15 protein-coding genes are annotated in these 18,571 nt (G+C 60.2%); 3 read left to right on the top strand and 12 right to left on the bottom strand.

The window, feature by feature from the left end:
* The first annotated feature begins 48 nt into the window (after positions 1–48).
* Positions 49–1,029 carry a diguanylate cyclase gene (locus HB633_RS12050; protein ID WP_255580920.1) on the top strand — a complete coding sequence of 327 codons (981 nt, stop codon included), beginning with the start codon at positions 49–51 and terminating at the stop codon, positions 1,027–1,029.
* A gap of 4 nt (positions 1,030–1,033) precedes the next feature.
* Here HB633_RS12050 and HB633_RS12045 read toward each other — a convergent pair whose 3' ends face one another.
* The 4 genes from HB633_RS12045 to HB633_RS12030 form a co-directional block, all read right to left on the bottom strand.
* Positions 1,034–1,963, bottom strand: coding sequence for a hypothetical protein (locus HB633_RS12045; RefSeq protein ID WP_213778340.1), 930 nt, complete (start codon positions 1,961–1,963; stop codon positions 1,034–1,036).
* Between the two features lie 175 nt (positions 1,964–2,138).
* On the bottom strand, positions 2,139–3,602 hold the full coding sequence (locus HB633_RS12040) for an efflux transporter outer membrane subunit (protein ID WP_255580894.1): 1,464 nt from the start codon (positions 3,600–3,602) through the stop codon (positions 2,139–2,141).
* On the bottom strand, positions 3,599–6,784 hold the full coding sequence (locus tag HB633_RS12035) for an efflux RND transporter permease subunit (protein ID WP_213778339.1): 3,186 nt from the start codon (positions 6,782–6,784) through the stop codon (positions 3,599–3,601). Before HB633_RS12035 ends, HB633_RS12040 begins: the two co-directional genes overlap by 4 nt.
* Positions 6,781–7,959 carry an efflux RND transporter periplasmic adaptor subunit gene (locus HB633_RS12030; protein ID WP_346730303.1) on the bottom strand — a complete coding sequence of 393 codons (1,179 nt, stop codon included), beginning with the start codon at positions 7,957–7,959 and terminating at the stop codon, positions 6,781–6,783. The genes HB633_RS12035 and HB633_RS12030 overlap by 4 nt, the downstream gene beginning before the upstream one ends.
* A gap of 224 nt (positions 7,960–8,183) precedes the next feature.
* Here HB633_RS12030 and HB633_RS12025 point away from each other — a divergent pair, with 224 nt between their 5' ends.
* Positions 8,184–8,813 carry a TetR/AcrR family transcriptional regulator gene (locus HB633_RS12025; RefSeq protein ID WP_213778338.1) on the top strand — a complete coding sequence of 210 codons (630 nt, stop codon included), beginning with the start codon at positions 8,184–8,186 and terminating at the stop codon, positions 8,811–8,813.
* Positions 8,814–8,826: 13 nt separating this feature from the next.
* Here HB633_RS12025 and HB633_RS12020 read toward each other — a convergent pair whose 3' ends face one another.
* From HB633_RS12020 to HB633_RS11990, 7 genes are all read right to left on the bottom strand, one after another.
* Entirely contained in the window at positions 8,827–9,069 is a 243-nt protein-coding gene (locus HB633_RS12020; protein ID WP_213778337.1) for a DUF2795 domain-containing protein, read from the bottom strand.
* A gap of 22 nt (positions 9,070–9,091) precedes the next feature.
* Positions 9,092–9,367 carry a hypothetical protein gene (locus tag HB633_RS12015; RefSeq protein WP_213778336.1) on the bottom strand — a complete coding sequence of 92 codons (276 nt, stop codon included), beginning with the start codon at positions 9,365–9,367 and terminating at the stop codon, positions 9,092–9,094.
* Positions 9,368–9,632: 265 nt separating this feature from the next.
* Complete coding sequence (locus HB633_RS12010; protein WP_213778335.1) at positions 9,633–11,369, bottom strand: ClcB-like voltage-gated chloride channel protein; 1,737 nt, start codon at positions 11,367–11,369, stop codon at positions 9,633–9,635.
* A 154-nt stretch (positions 11,370–11,523) separates the two neighbouring features.
* Entirely contained in the window at positions 11,524–12,327 is an 804-nt protein-coding gene (locus HB633_RS12005; protein ID WP_213778334.1) for an aldo/keto reductase, read from the bottom strand.
* Positions 12,328–12,413: 86 nt separating this feature from the next.
* The gene (locus HB633_RS12000; protein ID WP_213778333.1) at positions 12,414–13,151 is read right to left on the bottom strand and encodes a glutathione S-transferase; all 738 of its coding nucleotides are present in this window, start codon (positions 13,149–13,151) and stop codon (positions 12,414–12,416) included.
* 218 nt (positions 13,152–13,369) lie between these two features.
* A complete protein-coding gene (locus HB633_RS11995) occupies positions 13,370–14,857 on the bottom strand; it encodes a Fic family protein (RefSeq protein WP_213778332.1) in 1,488 nt (495 codons plus the stop codon).
* Positions 14,858–14,960: 103 nt separating this feature from the next.
* On the bottom strand, positions 14,961–16,034 hold the full coding sequence (locus HB633_RS11990) for a YeiH family protein (protein ID WP_213778331.1): 1,074 nt from the start codon (positions 16,032–16,034) through the stop codon (positions 14,961–14,963).
* A 107-nt stretch (positions 16,035–16,141) separates the two neighbouring features.
* Between HB633_RS11990 and HB633_RS11985 the strand changes: the two genes are divergently transcribed.
* Entirely contained in the window at positions 16,142–17,032 is an 891-nt protein-coding gene (locus HB633_RS11985) for a LysR family transcriptional regulator (protein ID WP_213778330.1), read from the top strand.
* A gap of 4 nt (positions 17,033–17,036) precedes the next feature.
* Here HB633_RS11985 and HB633_RS11980 read toward each other — a convergent pair whose 3' ends face one another.
* Positions 17,037–18,056 carry a hypothetical protein gene (locus HB633_RS11980; RefSeq protein ID WP_213778329.1) on the bottom strand — a complete coding sequence of 340 codons (1,020 nt, stop codon included), beginning with the start codon at positions 18,054–18,056 and terminating at the stop codon, positions 17,037–17,039.
* Positions 18,057–18,571 lie beyond the last annotated feature (515 nt).

Raw genomic sequence — 18,571 nt, 5'->3', positions numbered from 1 at the left:
TCGGCCGCAGCCCAGCTCGCCGCCGGCCTGCTTGACGATGCGCTGAACATGCCGAGCGCCGCGCAGAGCGCGGTCATGGTGCTGCTCGTCGACGACCAGACTATTGTGGCGGAAGCCGTGCGCCGCATGCTGGTTGACGAGGCCAGGCTCGACTTCCATTACTGCGCGAATCCCGAGGATGCGTTGCGCATGGCTCAAGCCACGCGGCCGACCGTCATCCTGCAGGATCTCGTGATGCCTGGCGTGGATGGCTTGACGCTCGTGCGGCAGTACCGGGAGCACGAGGCAACGCGCGATATCCCGATCATCGTTTTGTCGACCAAGGAGGAGCCGCGGATCAAGAGCGCGGCGTTCGCAGCCGGCGCCAACGATTATCTGGTGAAGCTGCCGGACAGCATCGAACTGATCGCGCGGATTCGATACCACTCGCGCTCATACCTGAATCTCGTGCAGCGCGACGAAGCGTATCGCGCGTTGCGCCAGTCGCAGCAGAAGCTGCTGGAAACGAATCTGGAGTTGCAGCGGCTGACAAATTCGGACGGACTGACGGGTTTGTCGAACCGTCGCTGTCTTGACGACTATCTGAGCGCCGAGTGGAAACGCGCCGCGCGCGACAAGTCGACGCTGGGTTTCCTGATGATCGACGTGGACAACTTCAAGTCCTACAACGATACCTACGGCCACGTTGCCGGCGACGACGTGCTGAAGCTTGTCGCGCGGGCGATCGAATCGTGCCTGAACCGTCCCGCGGATCTGGCCGCGCGTTTTGGCGGCGAGGAGTTCGCGGTGGTGTTGCCGTCTACGTCGGCGGCGGGATTGCGCATTCTCGGCGACAAGATTCGCTTAGCCGTCGAGGAGCTTGCCGTGCCGCATACCGGCTCGTTTGCCAAGTGCGTGACGATCAGCGTGGGCGGCGTGACGCAAGTGCCGCAACAGGGCGAGAACGTGAAGCAACTGATCGAAGCGGCTGATCTGGCGTTGTATCGTGCAAAACGCGATGGCCGCAATCGGGTCGAAGTCGGCGGCTAAGCGCTTACTTTCGCGCCGCGGCTTCGAGAACGAGCGGCGCGCGCCAGCGACCGTCCGGCGTTATGGCAATACTGCTGCGTGGGGTATCGCCGCTTGCCATTGCAGCGGTCAACATGCGCGACTGGCGAAATATTGCGCCGTTGCCCGTCTCTTCGAGCCTCGATGACTGCGCGCCGGGAAGCGGCTTTGATTTCAGATTGTCCTTGACCGGGTCGGCAGGGTTCTTCGAGTCCACGCAAGCCGCGCCGGAGAAAATGCTCCAGTCGCGGTCGCAGGTCCGCGGCTGATGGGCCGACGCCAAGTTGAGGTTCTTCCAGTCAGCGGCGTTATCGGCACCTTTGGAGGAGGCTGTGGGCGCGCTCCATGGATCGAGTTGCAAGCCGCTGTCGAGTTTTAAAACCGCTGCTGGCTGAGTACGCTGATCGTGCGCCGCAACGCCGCGTTCAACTGCTTCGGCAGACTCGGGCACGATGCGTTTGCGCCACGCGTTGTTGCTGGCGATCAACCCGGGCGAGCGTCCGCGCGGCATTTCATTCCAGTCCGAGCTGTCCATTACGAGCGCGCTGGAGGGTTGCGGGCGTTGCAACGTTTGGGTTGCTGCGGCCGTTGTCTGGGGCGCGGGCGTAGCCACGTGCAGTTGCTCGCCTAATTTGCCCTGATTGGCCGAAGGCGCGCTCCACGGGTCGTCGTGAGCAAGACGGGCTGCCGCCGGATTTGCCCACGGGTCTTCGCGGACGTCGCGTCCGACACGCTGGCCGACAGATTGCGCACCCGACTGCGCGGCCCATTGGTCGACGGTCACGGGCTCAGGCGGAGCCGATTCATCCGCGCGAGCAGTTGCGTGCATCAAACTGAAGGCAGCACACGCCAGCGCGACTTTTTCCAGTCCCAAATGAGCGAGTCGAAAGACGTCGCGGATCGGTGGGCGAGACATGGCATTTCCTCAGATTGCACGAAAGTACGCAAGCCTATGGCAAATGCCAGCCCGAGATAACACGATTTATCTGAATAGTGAACGGTTTTGCTGGCGAGGCAGGAATCGTGAAAAACCGTCGTATTCATCGCTTCGATTCTCGAGCTTCCCGCTGGGTCGCCGCGAACTTATCCGATCACCTGGCGGCGTCCGCAGCAGCCACACTCGCCACACTGCCGTTCGGCGAACCCATTGCCTGGAATAGCAGCGCGGTATCGGTGAGACGGGCGCTTTCATAACGGATTGCGTCGAGCCGTGCATTCCGGTATTGCCGCTCGCTTGCCCGCACCGACGACGGCGGAATCGCGCCGAGCCGCGCGCGCGCCGCCGAATCCGTGAAGACGCTCATGGACGTGCGGCTGGCGGTATCGGCGAAATTCAGTGCCTGGTTGTCCTGTTCGAGCGCCGCAAGCGAATCGGCGACGTTGCGGAAAGCCGTCAGCACGGTTTGCTTGTACTGCGAAACCGCGGCCTCGTAGCTCGCCTGCGCCGCGCGCTTTTGCGCGAGCAGTGCGCCGCCGTGAAAGAGCGGTTGCGAAAGCGAGGCGCCGATTCCCCAGATGGCGCCCGCGCCGGAGAGCGCGGTCGGCCAGCTGAACCCGGCTTTCCCCATTTGCGCCGACAGAGACAAGCTCGGATACATCTGCGCTGTCGCCACGCCGACCTGCGCGGCCGCGGCTTTGAGCAAGGCGTCGGCGGCCTGGATGTCGGGCCGGCTCGCCAGCAGATCCGACGGCACCACGACTGGCACGTTCGGCGGCACCGTCAGCGCCGTCAGGTCGAGATCGGAAGGCGCCTGATCGGGCGTGCGGCCGAGCAGTACGGCGAGCGCATGACGCGTCGAGAGCCATTGGGCGCGCAGGCCGGGAAGGGAAGCAGCAAGCGATGCCGCGCCCGATTGTGCATTGAGCGCGTCCGAGCGCGACGCCGAGCCGAGTTCATAGCGGCGCTGCGTGTCGCGCGCGTCTTCATCGGCGAGAACGACGAGGCGCTCGGTCGTATCGATCTGTGCGCGCAACGCGGCGGCGCTGATGGCACCTGTCACGATGTTCGCCGCCAGCGCACGGCGGGCGGCATCGAATTGCCAGGTCTGGCTGTCCACTTGCGCCGCCAGCGCGCGGTCGGCGAGCCGCGCCGCACCGAACAAGTCGAACGTGTACTGTGCGCGGATCTGGCCGACAAAGAGGTTATAGAGGACCGTCGGCGGCCCGAAATTCGGCACGCCGACAGCACGTTCGCGGTTTGCCTGTCCGCCCACGTCGATGCTCGGCAACATCGACGAGCCAACTTGCGCCCGCAGTTGTTCGCGGGCGGCGACGAGGCTTTTGTCCGCAGCGGCGAGACTTGGGCTGTTGCGCAGGCCTTCATCGACGAGTGCATTCAGCGCGTCGGATTTGTAGAGCTTCCACCAGTCGGGGACGGGTTTTGCGTTGGCATCGAAGGTCTGCGATACACCCTCGGCCGCCACGGTGCGCAGGGGCGGCGCAGTCACCCCGTAATGCGGGACGGGGGGCAACATGGGCGGCGTTCCGTCCGGCCCGAACGAACACGCGGACAAGGTAGTTGCGATGCCAAGCGCAGTCAGGGATAAGCGCATCATGACTGGCCTCCGTTGTGGGCATTCGGCATACCCGGATCTTCATAGCCCGCGCGCTCGTGGCGCTTCACCTTGAACGATGCCGCATACAAAGCCGGCAAGTAGAAGAGCGTAAGCACGGTCGCGCTCGTGATGCCGCCCATCAGCGCGGTGGCCATCGGGCCGAAGAAGTTGCTGCGCAAGAGCGGGATCAGCGCGAGGACGGCTGCTGCTGCGGTGAGTGTGATCGGACGGAAGCGCCGCACCGTCGCACCGACAATGGCGTCGAAACGGGGATGCCCCGCGGCAATGTCCTGCTCGATCTGGTCCACGAGAATGACCGAATTGCGCATGATGATCCCGAACATCGCGATCACGCCGAGCATGGCGACAAAACCAAACGGCTTGTTGAAAAGCAGCAGCGCGATCACCACGCCAATCAAGCCGAGCGGCGCGGTCAGCACGACCATCATCACGCGCGCGAAGCTCTGCAACTGAATCATCAGGAGTGTCAGCACAACGATCGCCATGATGGGCATTTGCGCGTTGATGGACGTCTGCCCCTTGCCGCTTTCCTCCACCGGGCCGCCGACTTCGATCCGGTAACCGACCGGCAGACTCGCGCGCAATGTATCGAGTTTTTTCTCGATTGCATGCGTCACGTCGATGCCTTGCGCGCCCGCGCGTACATCGGATTGCACGGTGATGGTGGGCTGGCGATCGCGTTCCCAGATCACGCCGTATTCCAGATCGTTCACCACGTGTCCAATGGTCCCAAGCGGCACTGGACCGTTCGGCGTGGGCATGGCGAGGGTGGCGAGTTTCGCCGGATCGACGCGTTCGCGTTGCGGCGCGCGCAGGTCGACGCTGATCAGCTTGTCGCGCAAACGATATTGCGTGACCGTATAACCGGTGAATTGCATCGCGAGGAAGTTGGACACGTCCTGCGAGGTGACGCCCAGTTCACGCGCCTTCTTCTGGTCGATCTCAAAGCGCACCGAACGCTCCGATGGTTCGTCCCAGTCGTATTGAACGTTCGTCGTGCCGCTGTCGTTGCGCATTTCCGCAAAGACCTTTTCCGCGATACCGCGCACGGTCGGCAGGTCGTCGCCGCTCACGCGGAATTGCACCGGGTAACCAACCGGCGGACCGTTTTCGAGTCGCGACAACCGCGTTCGTATCGATGAAAACTGCTCGCGCAAAACAGGTCCGAGCCAACTGGCAAGTTTCTCGCGATCTTCCACGGACTTCACCGTGATCACGAATTGCGCGAAGTTGGGCTGCGGCAATTGCTGGTCGAGCGGGAGGTAAAAACGCGGTGCGCCCGTGCCAACGAAGTTCACTACGTGATCGATTTCCGGACGTCCTTCGAGCACTTTCTCGAGACGTTTGGTCTCGCGCAACGTGGCTTCGAACGACGCGCCTTCCTGCAAACGCACGTCCACAAGCAGTTCCGAACGGTCCGAACTCGGGAAGAATTGTTGCGGCACGAGCGAGAAACACGCCATTGCAATGACAAAAAGTACCAGCGTGAAACCGAGCACGACAAACCGCCGCTCGATACACCACGCAAGCCATCCGCGCAGCCGGGTGTAGAACTTCGTGTTGTAGATGTCGTGTTCATGATCGTGCGCGTGATGCGCCTCGCGTTTGCGTTCGGGCAACAACTTGTAGCCGAGCAGCGGAATCAGCACGACCGCCGCGAACCACGACGCAATCAGCGCAATCGCCGACACCTCGAAAATCGAGCGCGTGTATTCGCCCGTGCTCGATTTGGCGAGCGCGATGGGTAAGAAACCGGCGACGGTCACGAGCGTGCCGGTGAGCATCGGGAATGCCGTGCTCGTGTATGCGTAAGCGGCCGCACGCGAACGGTTCCATCCCTGTTCGAGCTTCACGGCCATCATTTCGACCGCGATGATGGCGTCATCGACCAGAAGGCCCAGCGCGAGAATCAGCGTGCCGAGCGAAACCTTGTGCAGGCCGATATCGAAGAGATACATGAAGAGGGCGGTCACCGCGAGCACGACCGGAATCGAGATCACGACGACCATGCCGGTGCGCAATCCGAGTGACACCAGGCTCACGATCAGCACGATCACAACCGCCTCGGCCACGGCTTCGAGGAAGTCGTCCACAGACTTCGATACCGCCCGCGGCATGCTCGACACTTCATTGAGCACGAGGCCGGCGGGAAGCTGCGTGCGCAACTGGGCCACTTGCGCGTCGAGCGCCTTGCCCAGACGCACTACGTCCTGCCCGGGCTGCATTGTGATGCCGATGCCAAGCACGGGCTTTTCGCCGGAGCGCATTTGCGTGGCAGGCGGATCAATGTAACCACGCTTGATGGTCGCAATGTCGCCAAGGCGGAACGAGCGTCCGTTCACGCGAATGAGCGTGTCGGCGAGCGCGGCCATGTCGGTGATCTGGCCGCTCGGGCGCACGAACACGCGGTCGTTGGGCGTGTTCATCGTGCCGGCGGGCGCCACGGCGTTTTGTCCGTCGATAGCCTGCGCAATCTGCTGCGGCGAAATGCCGAGCCGCGTCAATTGCGTATTCGATATCTCGACGTAGACGCGCTCGTCCTGATCGCCGAAATAATTGACCTTTGCGACGCCCGGGACGCGCAACAGAACGGTGCGCAACGAATCGGCGTAATCGTGTAACTGCGCCGGTGAAAATCCATCACCTTCGAGCGTATAGATGTTGGTGAAGACGTCGCCGAATTCATCGTTGAAGAACGGGCCTTGTACGCCCTGAGGCAACGTGTACACGATATCGCCGACTTTCTTGCGAATTTGATACCACTCTTCCGGCACCTCCTTCGCGGGCGCGCTGTCTTTCATGGAGAAGAAGAGCAGCGATTCGCCGGGCCGCGAATAGCTGCGCATGAAATCCGTCGATGGCATTTCCTGTAGCTTCTTCGCGATCTTGTCGGTGACCTGTTCCTGCACCTGCCGTGCGGTTGCGCCCGGCCAGAAGGTCTGGATCACCATCACGCGGAAGGTGAACGGCGGATCTTCGGATTGCGCGAGCCGCGTGTACGCGAGGACACCGAAGATGGTTGCCATCGCGATCAGGAATACGACCAGCGCCTGATGCCGCAATGCCCATGCAGAGAGATTGAATCTGCCTTCTTCATGTCGATAATCGCCCGAAGCCGCAGCCGCCTCCGCCGCGGACTGATCCCGTTTCTGATCGCTCATGACGCGAAATCTTCAGGATGCAGGGGCGCGACCACACGAACCTTTTCGCCGGCGGAAACCGTATGGACGCCTTGCCAGACCACGCGATCGCCCGCCGAAATTCCTTGCGATACGGTCACGGTGCGCTCGCCATAACGCGAGATTTCGACGCGGCGCAGCTCGAGCGCGTTGTCGGCCTTGACTATCCATACAGCGGGAAGCTTCCCCGCATGAAACAGTGCGGTGGAAGGCAGCGTGAATGACTGCGCCGGGGTGCCGGAAGCCGAAGCTGTTGTCTGCGCGAACGCGACATCGGCAGTCATGCCAAGCCGGACTTCTGGCGTAGGCGCTTCGAGCGTGAGCCTCACGCGATACGTGCGGCTTTGGGCATCGGCGGCGGGGGACACTTCGCGCACGCGCGCAGCGAACTTCTTGCCCAACAAAGCGCCAATGGTGACCGTGGCGTTCTGCCCGACCTTGAGCGAGGCGAGCGCCGTTTCCGGCACATCGGCCACCACGTCGATTTCGCCGCTCCACGCGAGGTTGTAGACGGCTTGTCCCGCCGATACGTTCTGCCCCGTGTCGGCCTGTTCGGCGGTGATGACGCCGGCTTTATCGGCGACGAGGGTGGTGTACTTCAACTGATCCTGCGATAACGCCGCTTGCGCCTGCGCCTGATTGCGCTGCGCAAGGGCCGCTGCGTAAGCGTTTTCAGTCTGTTCAAGTTGCGCGCGCGAAATCAGGTTTTCCTTTGCCTGCGCGTGATCGCGCATGACTTGCTGCTCAGCGTAGGTCAGTTGGTGTTCCGCAGCGGAGAGCTGGGCGGCCGCGCTGGCGGCGTTCTTGGTGTTGTCGGAGGGATCGAGTCGGGCCACGACTTCGCCGGCCTTTACGCGATCGCCGAGGCGCACGCGCCGCTCGATGATCTTCCCGCCAACGCGAAACGAAAGCGGCGTGGAGTAGCGTGATTCAACGGTTCCAGGCAACGACGATTGCGAACCCTTCGTGTCGGCTTCTGCCGCGACGGCGACTACTGGACGTAACACGACCGGTGGCGCTTCCTTCTTGCCGCACGCTGCGAGCGTCACAACGGCAAGTGCGCCGACCAATCCGGCAAGCCCTGCACGAAGGGAAAGCTTGCGGCCCTCGACCGGCAATGATGGCGCGAACATGCGACGACAGACTTGCAGAATCACGAATGACCTCGGAGCAAAAAACGGTGAACGCGCAGCGTCGATCCAGCTAGTCACCGTGCGTTATCAAGATGGTGAAGAGGTTTGAATGCAGCGATTAACCGCCTGAAAGCCAATGCCCATGTGTTGTCAGGCGCATCGCAACCGAAATACACGTTGCATTCTAATACAATACTGTATCTGGAATCAGGCGTGTATCGAAGATTTTGAGATGATAGACTTCGCGCATGAAACGAATTCGCCTCACCCGGGAACAGAGCCGCGATCAGACTCGAGAGCGTTTGATGGACGCTGCCCAAGCGGTATTCATGAAGAAGGGTTTTGTCGCGGCGAGTGTCGAGGACATCGCCGGTTCGGCCGGTTATACGCGCGGCGCTTTTTATTCGAACTTCGGCAGCAAGTCGGCGCTGTTCCTTGAATTGCTCAAGCGCGACCACGACGTGATCATGAAGCGACTGCACTCCATCTTTGATGGAGAGGCCAGCCGCGCCGACATGGAAGCGCGCCTTCTGCAGTATTACAGCGAGTGCTATCGCGACAACAAGTGTTTTTTACTTTGGGTCGAAGCGAAATTGCAGTCGAGCCGCGATGCGAAATTTCGCGCGCAATTCAATGCATTCATCCGGGAACTGTTGCAGACCACGACGGCGTATATCGTTGCGTTTTCCGAGCGGGCAGGCACGCCGTTGCCCATGGCCGCCGAAGAACTGGCGCTGGGATTGACGGCGTTGATTGATGGAATGCAGTTTTTTTATACGTCCGACCCGCAAGCGTGCGGCGCCGAAATGTCCGAAGCCGTGCTCGCGAAGTTTTTCAGCCGTGTGGTGTTCGGGGCGGAGAAGGTCAGGTCTGCGTAGACGGCTTGTGCTCTTAGACCGATATGCCGGAGCCGCCGTTGCTGCCGAGCAGTTGCTCCACGGCGTCCGCATTCCCATAGTCCTGCTCGGGCAAGCCGTCGAAGACGCTGATCACGTCGTTGCTGACGCCGGCCGCGCGCGCTGCGTCGACAATGCCGTCCTTATTGGTCGGGAATTTCACATCGCGCAGGACTTGGGCGATTTCATCGTCGATCGGTTCGTAATTCAGGCCTTCGCTGATGCGTGTATCGGTCATCTGTGTCCTTGGTATTGTTGAGCTACGTGCGAACTTGCACCACCTGGCTGACCATTCCGTGACTGGGCGAGCGTGATTTCGGCAATGGCACATGGCGCCAACGCGCGTGATCGATTTCCTGCGCGGCGATCTCGGGCGCGGGCGGTGAAACCGGTGCCGCGTTTGCGCGCAAAGCAAGCGCGACACGCATGGCTTGCTGTTGTCGCGCTGCGTCGGCTGCACCGTCGCCCGTATGGAGCGGGGCCGCGTAGCAGGACACGGAGACCAGCGCCATGGATAACACCGTCGAGGTTTTCATCGCCCAACCCTCCTGACAACAAAACGAATCAGATCAAGGCAGTACAAGCATATCAGCGATGATTCGAGCAAGGGTTATGCCAATCGGTTGCCGCGTTGGCGAGGCGAATTGACAGACGATTTGCGGTATCGCGGGCGGCCTCCCTGGGCAGGGCGCAACCGGACGTTCTTCGAGTAACTTCTAGAAACAAGGATGGTTTTTCGAGCGGCCTTCCGCGCCGCGTTTTTGCACACCACGCGCAATTTCAACGCGGGTTTGTCCCGATCTAGCGCGGAGACGGGTTGAGCCGGAAGTAAGCATCGAGCAGCGAAGTCTTGTAGACCACGCCGAGCAAAACCGGCCGTGCCGCACAATCGATCACCGGCAACCGTTCGCCCTGAAATGCCAGGAAATGTTGCAGGGCGACACCCAAAGACATATCCGGCGTCAGCACATCGAAATGGGGTTGCAAATAATCTGCCGCGGACTTCACGGCGGTATTGCGTTCATCGAGCAGGTCGGACGTGATGTCTTTCAGCGCGACTACGCCGCGAAACAAGCCGTCTGCATCGACGACGTAAAGGTACTTCACCGGATATTCCAGAAACACGCGCGTCATTGCCTTCACGTCGGCATCGAGTTGCACGACGGTATCTGCGGGTTTCACAAGTTCGCGCATTTGTGTGGCGGCAAGGCGCAGGCGTTCCTTTTCATCGCGGTTACGGCGCAACGTGACTTCGTACATTGACGTCTGCGCCGATGCCCGCGCAATGAAAAACGCCACCACGCACGAGAGCATCAGCGGCAGCATGACCTGATAGCTCAGCGTCATCTCGAAAATCATCAGGATTGCCATCAGCGGTGCATGCGTGGCGGCGGCGAGGAACGCGCCCATGCCCACCATCGCATAGGCAAATGGCGCGGATGTCGAGTGCGGCCAGATGGCGTGCGCCGCAAGTCCGAACAGGCAGCCAACGACCGCCCCCACGAAGAGCGTGGGCGTGAAGATCCCGCCGACCGCGCCCGAACCGGCGGTTGCGGCGGTTGCGACGATCTTGAACAGCAACACGGCGGCGAGCGCTTCCCAGGTCCAGGCGTGATGCAGGATCGAGTTCACGACTTCGTAACCGTTGCCCCAGACCTCGGGATACCACACGGAAATCACGCCGACGATCAACCCGCCGAGCGCAAGCCGGATGGGGACGGGCAATGGCAACAACGCAAAGCGTTCCCTCGATGCCGACAGCAACCTCAGGAAATACGGCGCAAGCACGCCGCAGATCAATCCAAGCACAACGAACAGAAGCACTTCGACGCCCGTCACGGTCGGGAAAACGGGCATTTCGTATGGCGGCCGATAACCCGCGAACTCGCGCATTGTGATGTTTGCGACCACCGACGACACGACGATCGGCCCGAAGCTTTCCATCGCGATGGAACCGAGCACGATCTCCGTCACGAAGAACGCGCCGGCAATGGGGGCGTTATAAGCCGATGTGATTCCGGCCGCTGCGCCGCATGCAACCAGCAAGCGCAGGCGGGCGGGATCGAAGTGAACCCATTGCCCGATCAAGGATGAGCAGAGCGCAGCGAGTTGCACCATCGAACCTTCACGCCCGATGGACCCGCCGCTCGCGATCGTGAAGAGCGACGAGACGCTGCGCCACAAGCTCTGCGACACCGGCACCACGCCATCGCCGATCGTCACCGCTTCCATGTAGTCGGCGTGCGCCTGAGTCGTGGCATGCCGCCGCACCATCAAAAGACACAGTCCTGCAATCAGACCACCCGCCGCGGGCAACGCGACGCGCACGGGCCAGGGCAGGCGGGTCGCCATCTCCACGAAGTTGCCGTTCGCGCCGCCAAAAATCCGCTGCAATTCATCGATACCGATCCGGAACGCCGCCGTCGCGAACGCGCCCGCCACGCCGACGATCACCGCCCATACAAGCATGGAATGGGCTTCGGAGAAACGGAACCGGCGTTGGGCGCGGGTACGCAGCTTGAGGAGAAATGAAAGCACGTGAGCTTGGTGTGAGCGGATCGGGACGGATATTGCGGGGCAAGGATATCACCGGCGACTGCCCATGAGGACATCTTGAACGCCCAGGGCGGGGCAATAAAAAAACCCGGCCTCGCTTGCGCAGGGCCGGGCTGTTCAGCGTCGAAGTGCTATATCACCACTTCGGCGCGAAGGGCGGCTTGGCGTGGCGTTCGCCTTCATCGAGGGCATCGATTTTCTCGATGTCATCGGCGTCGAGCTTGAGCTTCTGCGAGTCCCAGTTCACTTGCTGATGTTCCGGATTCGTCGATGCCGACAGCACCACGATATCCCGCGACAACAACCACGCGAACGTCACTTGCGCGGCCGTCACGCCGTGTTTCTTCGCGATTTCGTTGAGCGTCGGGTCCTTGTGTGCGCGGCTTTCGCCAAGCGGCATGTAGGCGGTCGCTTTCACGCCGAGCTTTTGCGTTGCTTCGACGAGCTTGCGGTTCGCAAGGAACGGGCTGATCTCGAACTGATTCGTCACGATGCCTTCGCCGCCCGGCGCCTTCAGCGCCTCTTCGAGCAAGGGCGCGGTGAAGTTGGATACGCCGAAATGCCGGATCAGCCCCTGCTTTTGTGCGTCCTGGAACCCGGCGATGGTTTCCGCGATCGGCACCACGCTATCGGGCGACGGCCAGTGAACCAGCGCGAGATCGATCGTGCCGATGTTTAGCTTCCTGTGGCTTTCGACCAGACTTTTCACTACGTCTTCACGACGCAGCTGGTCGTGCCAGACCTTCGTCGTGACCCAGATGTCCTCGCGCGGAATGCCCGAATCGCGCACGCCTTTGCCAACGGATTCCTCGTTGTTGTAGAACTTCGCGGTATCGATATGACGGTAGCCAAGTTGCAGCGCGCTCTTGACCGAGTTCACGGTCTTTTCGGCATCCACACGAAAAGTGCCCAGTCCAAATGAGGGAATCGTTTCAACCATCTGATGCTCCTTTTGATTACGTTGATCCAAGGGCCGGTTCAGGCTCCGTTACACGACGTCCTACACGGCGTCCTACACGGCGTCCGTTACACGGCGTCCCGATCCAGCTCGGGGTAATGACGGAAGATGCCGGATTCATTGAAGGGAATCCGGCGTTCCGAATCGACATATGCAGAAATATTTGGGCGTTCCAGCACTGCATCGTGGAGTGCGTGCACGTGCGGATATTGCTTCGAGAACTTTTTCGTCGCGCGCGGGAAGGCATAGTGCAGGCCCTCGACGAGCTGGAATATCGACAGATCCACGTAGGTGGTTTTATCGCCGACCATGTGTTTGGAGCCGTGCGGATTTTGCTTGAGCACACGCTCGAAGTAGCCGATGAACTTCGGAATCCGGTTATCGATGAAATCCTTCGCGCGCACTTTCGCCGCGTCTTGTTGATCCTCGTAATAAAGGTCGGAGGCGAGCGGGTGGTGGGTATCGTGGACCTCGGTCACCATGTCCGCGATGGTGAGTTGCAGACCGTTCGCAACATAGCGCATGCCCTCGTCCTTGGGCGCGAGGCCGAGCTTGGGTCCGAGGTAAAACAGGATATTCGCGACCTGCGGCACGATCAGTTCGCCGTCTTTCAGGAACGGCGGGGCAAAGGGAATGTGCGGCTCGCTTTTGCTTTCGATGATCTTCATCATCGCGCCCGTGCCTTGCCCGTCTTTCTTCGCGCCACGCACGACATCGACGTAATCCGCGCCCGCATCTTCGAGCGCGAGCCGGACGAATTCGCCACGTCCCTGAAGGCCTTCCCAGTAATAGAGTTCGTACGCCATTCGTAAGATCCTCGTGTCTGAATGCTATTGGGCTGAACTTGGGGAGGTAGCAACAGATGTGCCGTCAGGCTGGTGCAAACCCGCACGTTTGCAAGCTTGCCAGCATCGCGCCTACCTACGCGCAAACTTAGTTGTACCCGTTCGGCCTCGTAAAACACGCCCTGGATTCGCGGAACGCAAATTTTTTGCTCGCTAGGCGTCGACTCTTCGAAAAACGTTCATGGCGCCCGATTGCTGCCGCCGACGCTAAACGCTTCCCGCACGATCCCCTGAATGCGGTTTAGTACATCGACCGGCACATGGTTGAATTGTTTGCGACGGTTCGACGATATTGTTCCCTGATTCGAATGGATCATCCGGATCAGCGCCGAGATATCTTTTTGAGGCAGGTCGAATTCGGCATCGATCTGCTGGAAAGCGGCGTCGTAGCCGCTAAGCCATGCAAGTTCACGTGGTATCTCTTCTTGCACAGCAAGTTGAATGATTCTATGCAGAAATGCGACTTCCCGGCTCGCGTCGAAAAATCGATAAGCCCGGCTCGCCGACGCCTCGGTCACCATCGGCCCGGCATCACCGAGCGTGTAGCGCCACATCTTGGTTACGGGCCGCGAAAATCCGGTCAGCACGCCCAGGTAATCCGGAATGTTTTTCAGGATGACTGCAGACACCGGAACGATTGCGCCGCCCGGAAGCGGAACAGACCTTGCCAGAACGTGCTGAATAAGAAAACGATGAAGCCGGCCGTTGCCATCAAGAAACGGGTGGATGTAGACGAAGCCGAACGCGGCACAGGCCGCTTTCACCAGCACGTCGGCGCAGCGACCGTGCTCGCCGACAAATGCTTCCCAACCGTCCATGAGGCGGCGCAGATCATCGGGCGGCGGCGGAAAAAATGTGATTCGTCCGGTCGCATCTTCGAGCCAGTTTTGTGTCGTTCGATACGACGCTTCTTGGCTGAACACATCCCGCACGACGGTATTTTGTAAGCCGACCAGCCAGTCTTCGTCGACGACGGCCGGTTCGCCAGCCCTGCGCAGGAGCTGGATAAATCGCTCTTGTTTTTCCGAACTCGGCTGTTCGCGCTCGATGGCAAAACTGCTTCGAGTTTCGGACAAATTTAGATAGTTGACGGCGCGCTCGTAAAGCGCCGGGTCGGACAACGTGCCGAGGGTGCGGCTGGCTTCATCGACTAGTTCGATTAACGACGGCGTTTGAGGCAATGCGCTAAGCCGGACAATTGGGCAAAAGTCCGCAGTGCCCAAAGCGTTGTCGCGAACACGAAATTTCGGCTTGTTAACCGGCTTCTCTGAGGTGACATAGGTGTCTCGGGGAAACAGATCGACATAGCCCCCGGTTGCGGCGAAACCTTCCGTGGGCAAATCACGGCCAGTGAGCCACTCCCACAAATGGCACGCGCGCCGAATCTGAACGCCGGTTGGCGCGACTTTGAGCCGACTAGACAGATCAGTTGGCGAGATATGCTCGAAAGCGGCATCTATGACTTCTAAATTTACGCCCTCATGACGCAACGCAAATTCGAGATGCCCTACGGGCGAGTCGTCGATGGAGACATTTCGCGGGAATAGAATCCGGTCGTGAGCGTTGACTCTCTGATTCACGGAGCCGCTAGTTGATGCCGGCGCATCCAAGGGGCGCACGCGCAAGGAGAAATGTTCGATGAGCCGTGCGTAGCCGATGGATGCCATGGATACTCGAAATTCGTTGACCTAATTCGAAATATCTTAACAAAATCTGCCAATATCGGTTCGTCGTTCGAAAAATACTCATTTAAACAGGTTGCGTTTGTATTTACCCCAGCAACCGTTCCACGCCCATCGTGATCGCCAGCCCCCCGCCAATCAGCCACGCGTACAAAATTGCCCCTGTCACCAGCGCGCGTGGTCCGGCCTGACGAATCTGCGCAATCCTCGTTTCGATACCCAGCGCCGTCATTGCCATGGTGAGCGCGAATGTATCGAGCGTGTTGAGCGTGTGGGTGGCGGTATCGGGTAAAACATGCAGCGAATTCACGATAACCAGCGCAAGGAAACCCAGCGCGAACCAGGGAATTGCGAGCTTGCGTTTGGTGCCATCGGCGCCATCGACGGCATTGCGCGACCGATTCACCCACATGCCGACCACCAGCAGCACCGGCACAAGCAACATCACGCGCGTCATTTTCACGATGGTCGCAATATGCGTCGCTTCCGGGCTGACATTGCTCGCCGCGCCCACGACCTGCGCCACTTCGTGAATTGTGCCGCCGAAAAACAGCCCGACGCCAAGCGTATCCAGATGGAGCAAGCCGAGATGCACCGCAAGCGGGTAAAGGAACATTGAAAGCGTGCCGAACAGCACGACGCTGCCGACGGCCATCGCGCTCTTGTGCGGCTCGGATTGCAGCGTCGATTCGAACGCAAGCACCGCCGCCGCGCCGCAAATTGCGCTGCCGGCAGCGGTCAGAAGGGCAGTATCACGGTCGAGCTTCATCAGTTTCATGCCCGCCCACGTGCCGATTGCGAGCGTACTCACCACCACCAGCACCGATACGGTCAACCCCGGCAGGCCGACCTGCGCGATTTCCTGCAAGCTCACGCGCAGCCCGAAAAATCCAACGGCGATGCGCAGCAATTTCCGCGCGGAGAAATTCACGCCCGATGCCCAGCTTTCCGGCATGCCGTCGCGCAGCGCGTTGCCGTAGATCGCTCCCGCCACGATTCCGACGATCAACGGGCTCAAACCCAAGTTTGCGATGGCCGGCAACGCCGATAACTGCGTGACGGCCCCGGCGAACAGCGCAACGAACAAGATGCCGTTCAGTTGGCCGCGCTTTTGGCTGACTGGCGCGGCGGTTTTCAGGACGGGCGTAGCGACGGAGGACATGGTTTTTTCACCTTGGTTTGACCATCCCAATCCTATTCTGGATATATCGATATGAAAAATCGTCATTTGGGATGTAAAGTATCGGTTCAGCCGATACTTTCACCCAAATGACCCCCGACCAGCTTATAACCTTCGCCACCGTCGCCGAGCACGGGAATATCAGTCGCGCGGCGATCGCGTTGCACTTATCGCAACCGGCGGTTTCCGGGCAATTGCGGCAACTGCAAGACGAATTTGGCGAGCCGCTGTATCAGCGCGACGGCCGTGGCATCAAGCTGACCGCGGCCGGCGAACAACTCGTCGTCTACGCCGCGCGAATTCGCGACACCTTCGATCAGGCGCACGCGTACCGCAACGCGCTGCGCGGCGTCGAAAGCGGCACGCTGCGAATCGGAGCGAGCACGACACCCGCTAGTTATCTGTTGCCTTATCTGATTGCGGCGTTTCATCGGAAATATCCGAACGTGGTGATTCACACTATCGATGGCAACACGAGCGAGATCGTCGCCGCGCTCGGTTCGCTCGATATCGCGATGATCGAAGGGCCGGTCGGCGCGGATCTGCCGCCCGGGACCGAAGCCACGCCGTGGCGCGAGGACGAGATTGTCGCGATCGCGCCGAGTGGGCACCCTCTGACGACGTCTGGCAGTGAGGCGACGTTGGAAGCGCTCTGCGGCGGGCCGCTGGTGTTGCGCGAGGCGGGTTCGGGCGTGCGTCAACTGGTCGAGCGAGCGTGCGCGCGCGCCGGCGTTCAAATGCGCGTCGCGCTGGAAATTGCGGGCGTGGAAGGCGTGAAGGAAGCGGTAAGGGCGGGGATGGGAATTGGATTCGTATCGGCGATGTCGATGCGCCACGAGGACGGCGCCTTGCAGCGTCTGCGCATCGCGCCGGAACCCTTGACGCGGAGGTTCTCGATCTTGATGCCGCACGCGGCGGCGCCATCGAGGGTGGCGGCGAGCTTTTACGCGTTGTGTCTGGAAGGCGGCGCGGAGCAATGAGGCTTTAGGTGCCGGACCAGTCCAGCAAAGCGCATTTCACGTCTTCTATAACGCTCTCCCAGTCCCCCAGTTCACGTTGGCGAAATATTCGCATCGATGGATACCACGGACTATCTGTCCTGCCGGTAAGCCATCGCCATTCGGTGTTGGCGGGAACGAGCGTCCACACGGGTAGTTCGGCGGCGCCCGCAAGATGAGCCACCGACGTGTCTACAGTGATCAGCAGATCAAGGGCGTGGAGGATGGCGAGCGTATCGGTGAAGTCAGCGATTTCCGGACCTAATGTTTGAACGTCAAATTCTCCGGACAACGACTCGGCATCGCGCTCTCGGCCACCTTTTTGTAGTGAGAACCACGTTATATCGGTGAAGGCGAACAAAGGCCGCAGCGCATCAAGCTGCATGGAGCGAAAGCGGTCAAGCGGATGAATCGGGCTACCCGCCCATACAAAGCCGATGCGCTTTTTCTTGGCCGCAGATGACATTGCATCGATATGCGTTTTCCACAGTTCCCGGCGTTCCCCCGAAGCGGAAAGATAAGGCATCACAACAGGCAGCATCTGCAAATCGAGGTTCACATGTTCGGGCATCCTGAACATGTAGCACCAATAAGAGTATGGGCCAGCCGGCATTGCGGTGAATACGGTCCTCACGCTTTTCAAACCGGCCGCCAGGACCGCAACGGGCTCACTCACAAGCACATCGACCGTTGCGCCTTGCTTATGCAACCAATCAGCAAATCGCAGAAACTGTATTTGATCGCCACATCCCTGTTCGCCGACCAGCAGGAACTCGCAGCCCGCGACTGACTCACCGTTCCACTCGGGAAATGCCGGACGAACACGCAAGATTTCGTTCGATGGAATCTCGTAGAACCATTTGTATCGTTTCCAGCCTTCGGCATATTCCCCGAGCGCGAGCTGGACGCCGGCAAAGTGGAATTGCAGTTGGGGGTTGTCGGGCAAAAGCCGTGCTGCTTCCGCGCTGTATGGCCGGCCTTCCACGGTCCTGCCACGAATGCTCAACGCGCGCGCCGCGTTGTGATGCAACAGAGGATGCGTTGGATCAACGGTCAAACCTCGTGTTGCGATGCCGAATGCTTCAGCGAACCGATCGTTTGTGTTCAGGACGAATGCTAGCGCTCTGAATGCGCCCGCGTTATCGGCGAATGCGCTGCTCAGTTCTGTGACAACGTGTTCAAGCGCGCGGATTTGGTTGGTCTTCGCCAAAATCGCGACCAGATCGAGTCCGTCCTGAAGTCCTTGCTGGTCGAACATGAATAAAGCTCCTGTCTCCGGTCACGTGCGTCAACGTTGAAGATGCAATCGATATCAAAACAGAAACTTTCGTGGCGAGCGTTGATAATCGGCAAAGCAAATTGTAGGGTGGGGCGATTTTCAAGTTGTTGAAAAGGATTGCGGCCGATTGGTCGCCGGCAGGTCTTGGTCCCGAGCGTTAGGGATTTCCATGATGGCAACCTGCCGGTCGCTGGCGGATCATCTCGAAATACCGGACGCCCATGCGTCTTTTTTAAAAATTG

Origin of the sequence: Caballeronia sp. dw_276, from assembly GCF_018449635.1 — a bacterium.
GTDB lineage: Bacteria > Pseudomonadota > Gammaproteobacteria > Burkholderiales > Burkholderiaceae > Caballeronia.
This window is presented reverse-complemented; position numbering and strand designations above follow the sequence as displayed.

Excerpts from the sequence above, each read along its gene's own strand:
- HB633_RS12050 (WP_255580920.1), top strand. The coding sequence starts at position 49 with ATGCCGAGCGCCGCGCAGAGCGCGGTCATGGTGCTGCTCGTCGACGAC.
- HB633_RS12045 (WP_213778340.1), bottom strand. The coding sequence starts at position 1,963 with ATGTCTCGCCCACCGATCCGCGACGTCTTTCGACTCGCTCATTTGGGA.
- HB633_RS12040 (WP_255580894.1), bottom strand. The coding sequence starts at position 3,602 with ATGATGCGCTTATCCCTGACTGCGCTTGGCATCGCAACTACCTTGTCC.
- HB633_RS12035 (WP_213778339.1), bottom strand. The coding sequence starts at position 6,784 with ATGAGCGATCAGAAACGGGATCAGTCCGCGGCGGAGGCGGCTGCGGCT.
- HB633_RS12025 (WP_213778338.1), top strand. The coding sequence starts at position 8,184 with ATGAAACGAATTCGCCTCACCCGGGAACAGAGCCGCGATCAGACTCGA.
- HB633_RS12020 (WP_213778337.1), bottom strand. The coding sequence starts at position 9,069 with ATGACCGATACACGCATCAGCGAAGGCCTGAATTACGAACCGATCGAC.
- HB633_RS12015 (WP_213778336.1), bottom strand. The coding sequence starts at position 9,367 with ATGAAAACCTCGACGGTGTTATCCATGGCGCTGGTCTCCGTGTCCTGC.
- HB633_RS12005 (WP_213778334.1), bottom strand. The coding sequence starts at position 12,327 with ATGGTTGAAACGATTCCCTCATTTGGACTGGGCACTTTTCGTGTGGAT.
- HB633_RS12000 (WP_213778333.1), bottom strand. The coding sequence starts at position 13,151 with ATGGCGTACGAACTCTATTACTGGGAAGGCCTTCAGGGACGTGGCGAA.
- HB633_RS11995 (WP_213778332.1), bottom strand. The coding sequence starts at position 14,857 with ATGGCATCCATCGGCTACGCACGGCTCATCGAACATTTCTCCTTGCGC.
- HB633_RS11990 (WP_213778331.1), bottom strand. The coding sequence starts at position 16,034 with ATGTCCTCCGTCGCTACGCCCGTCCTGAAAACCGCCGCGCCAGTCAGC.
- HB633_RS11985 (WP_213778330.1), top strand. The coding sequence starts at position 16,142 with ATGACCCCCGACCAGCTTATAACCTTCGCCACCGTCGCCGAGCACGGG.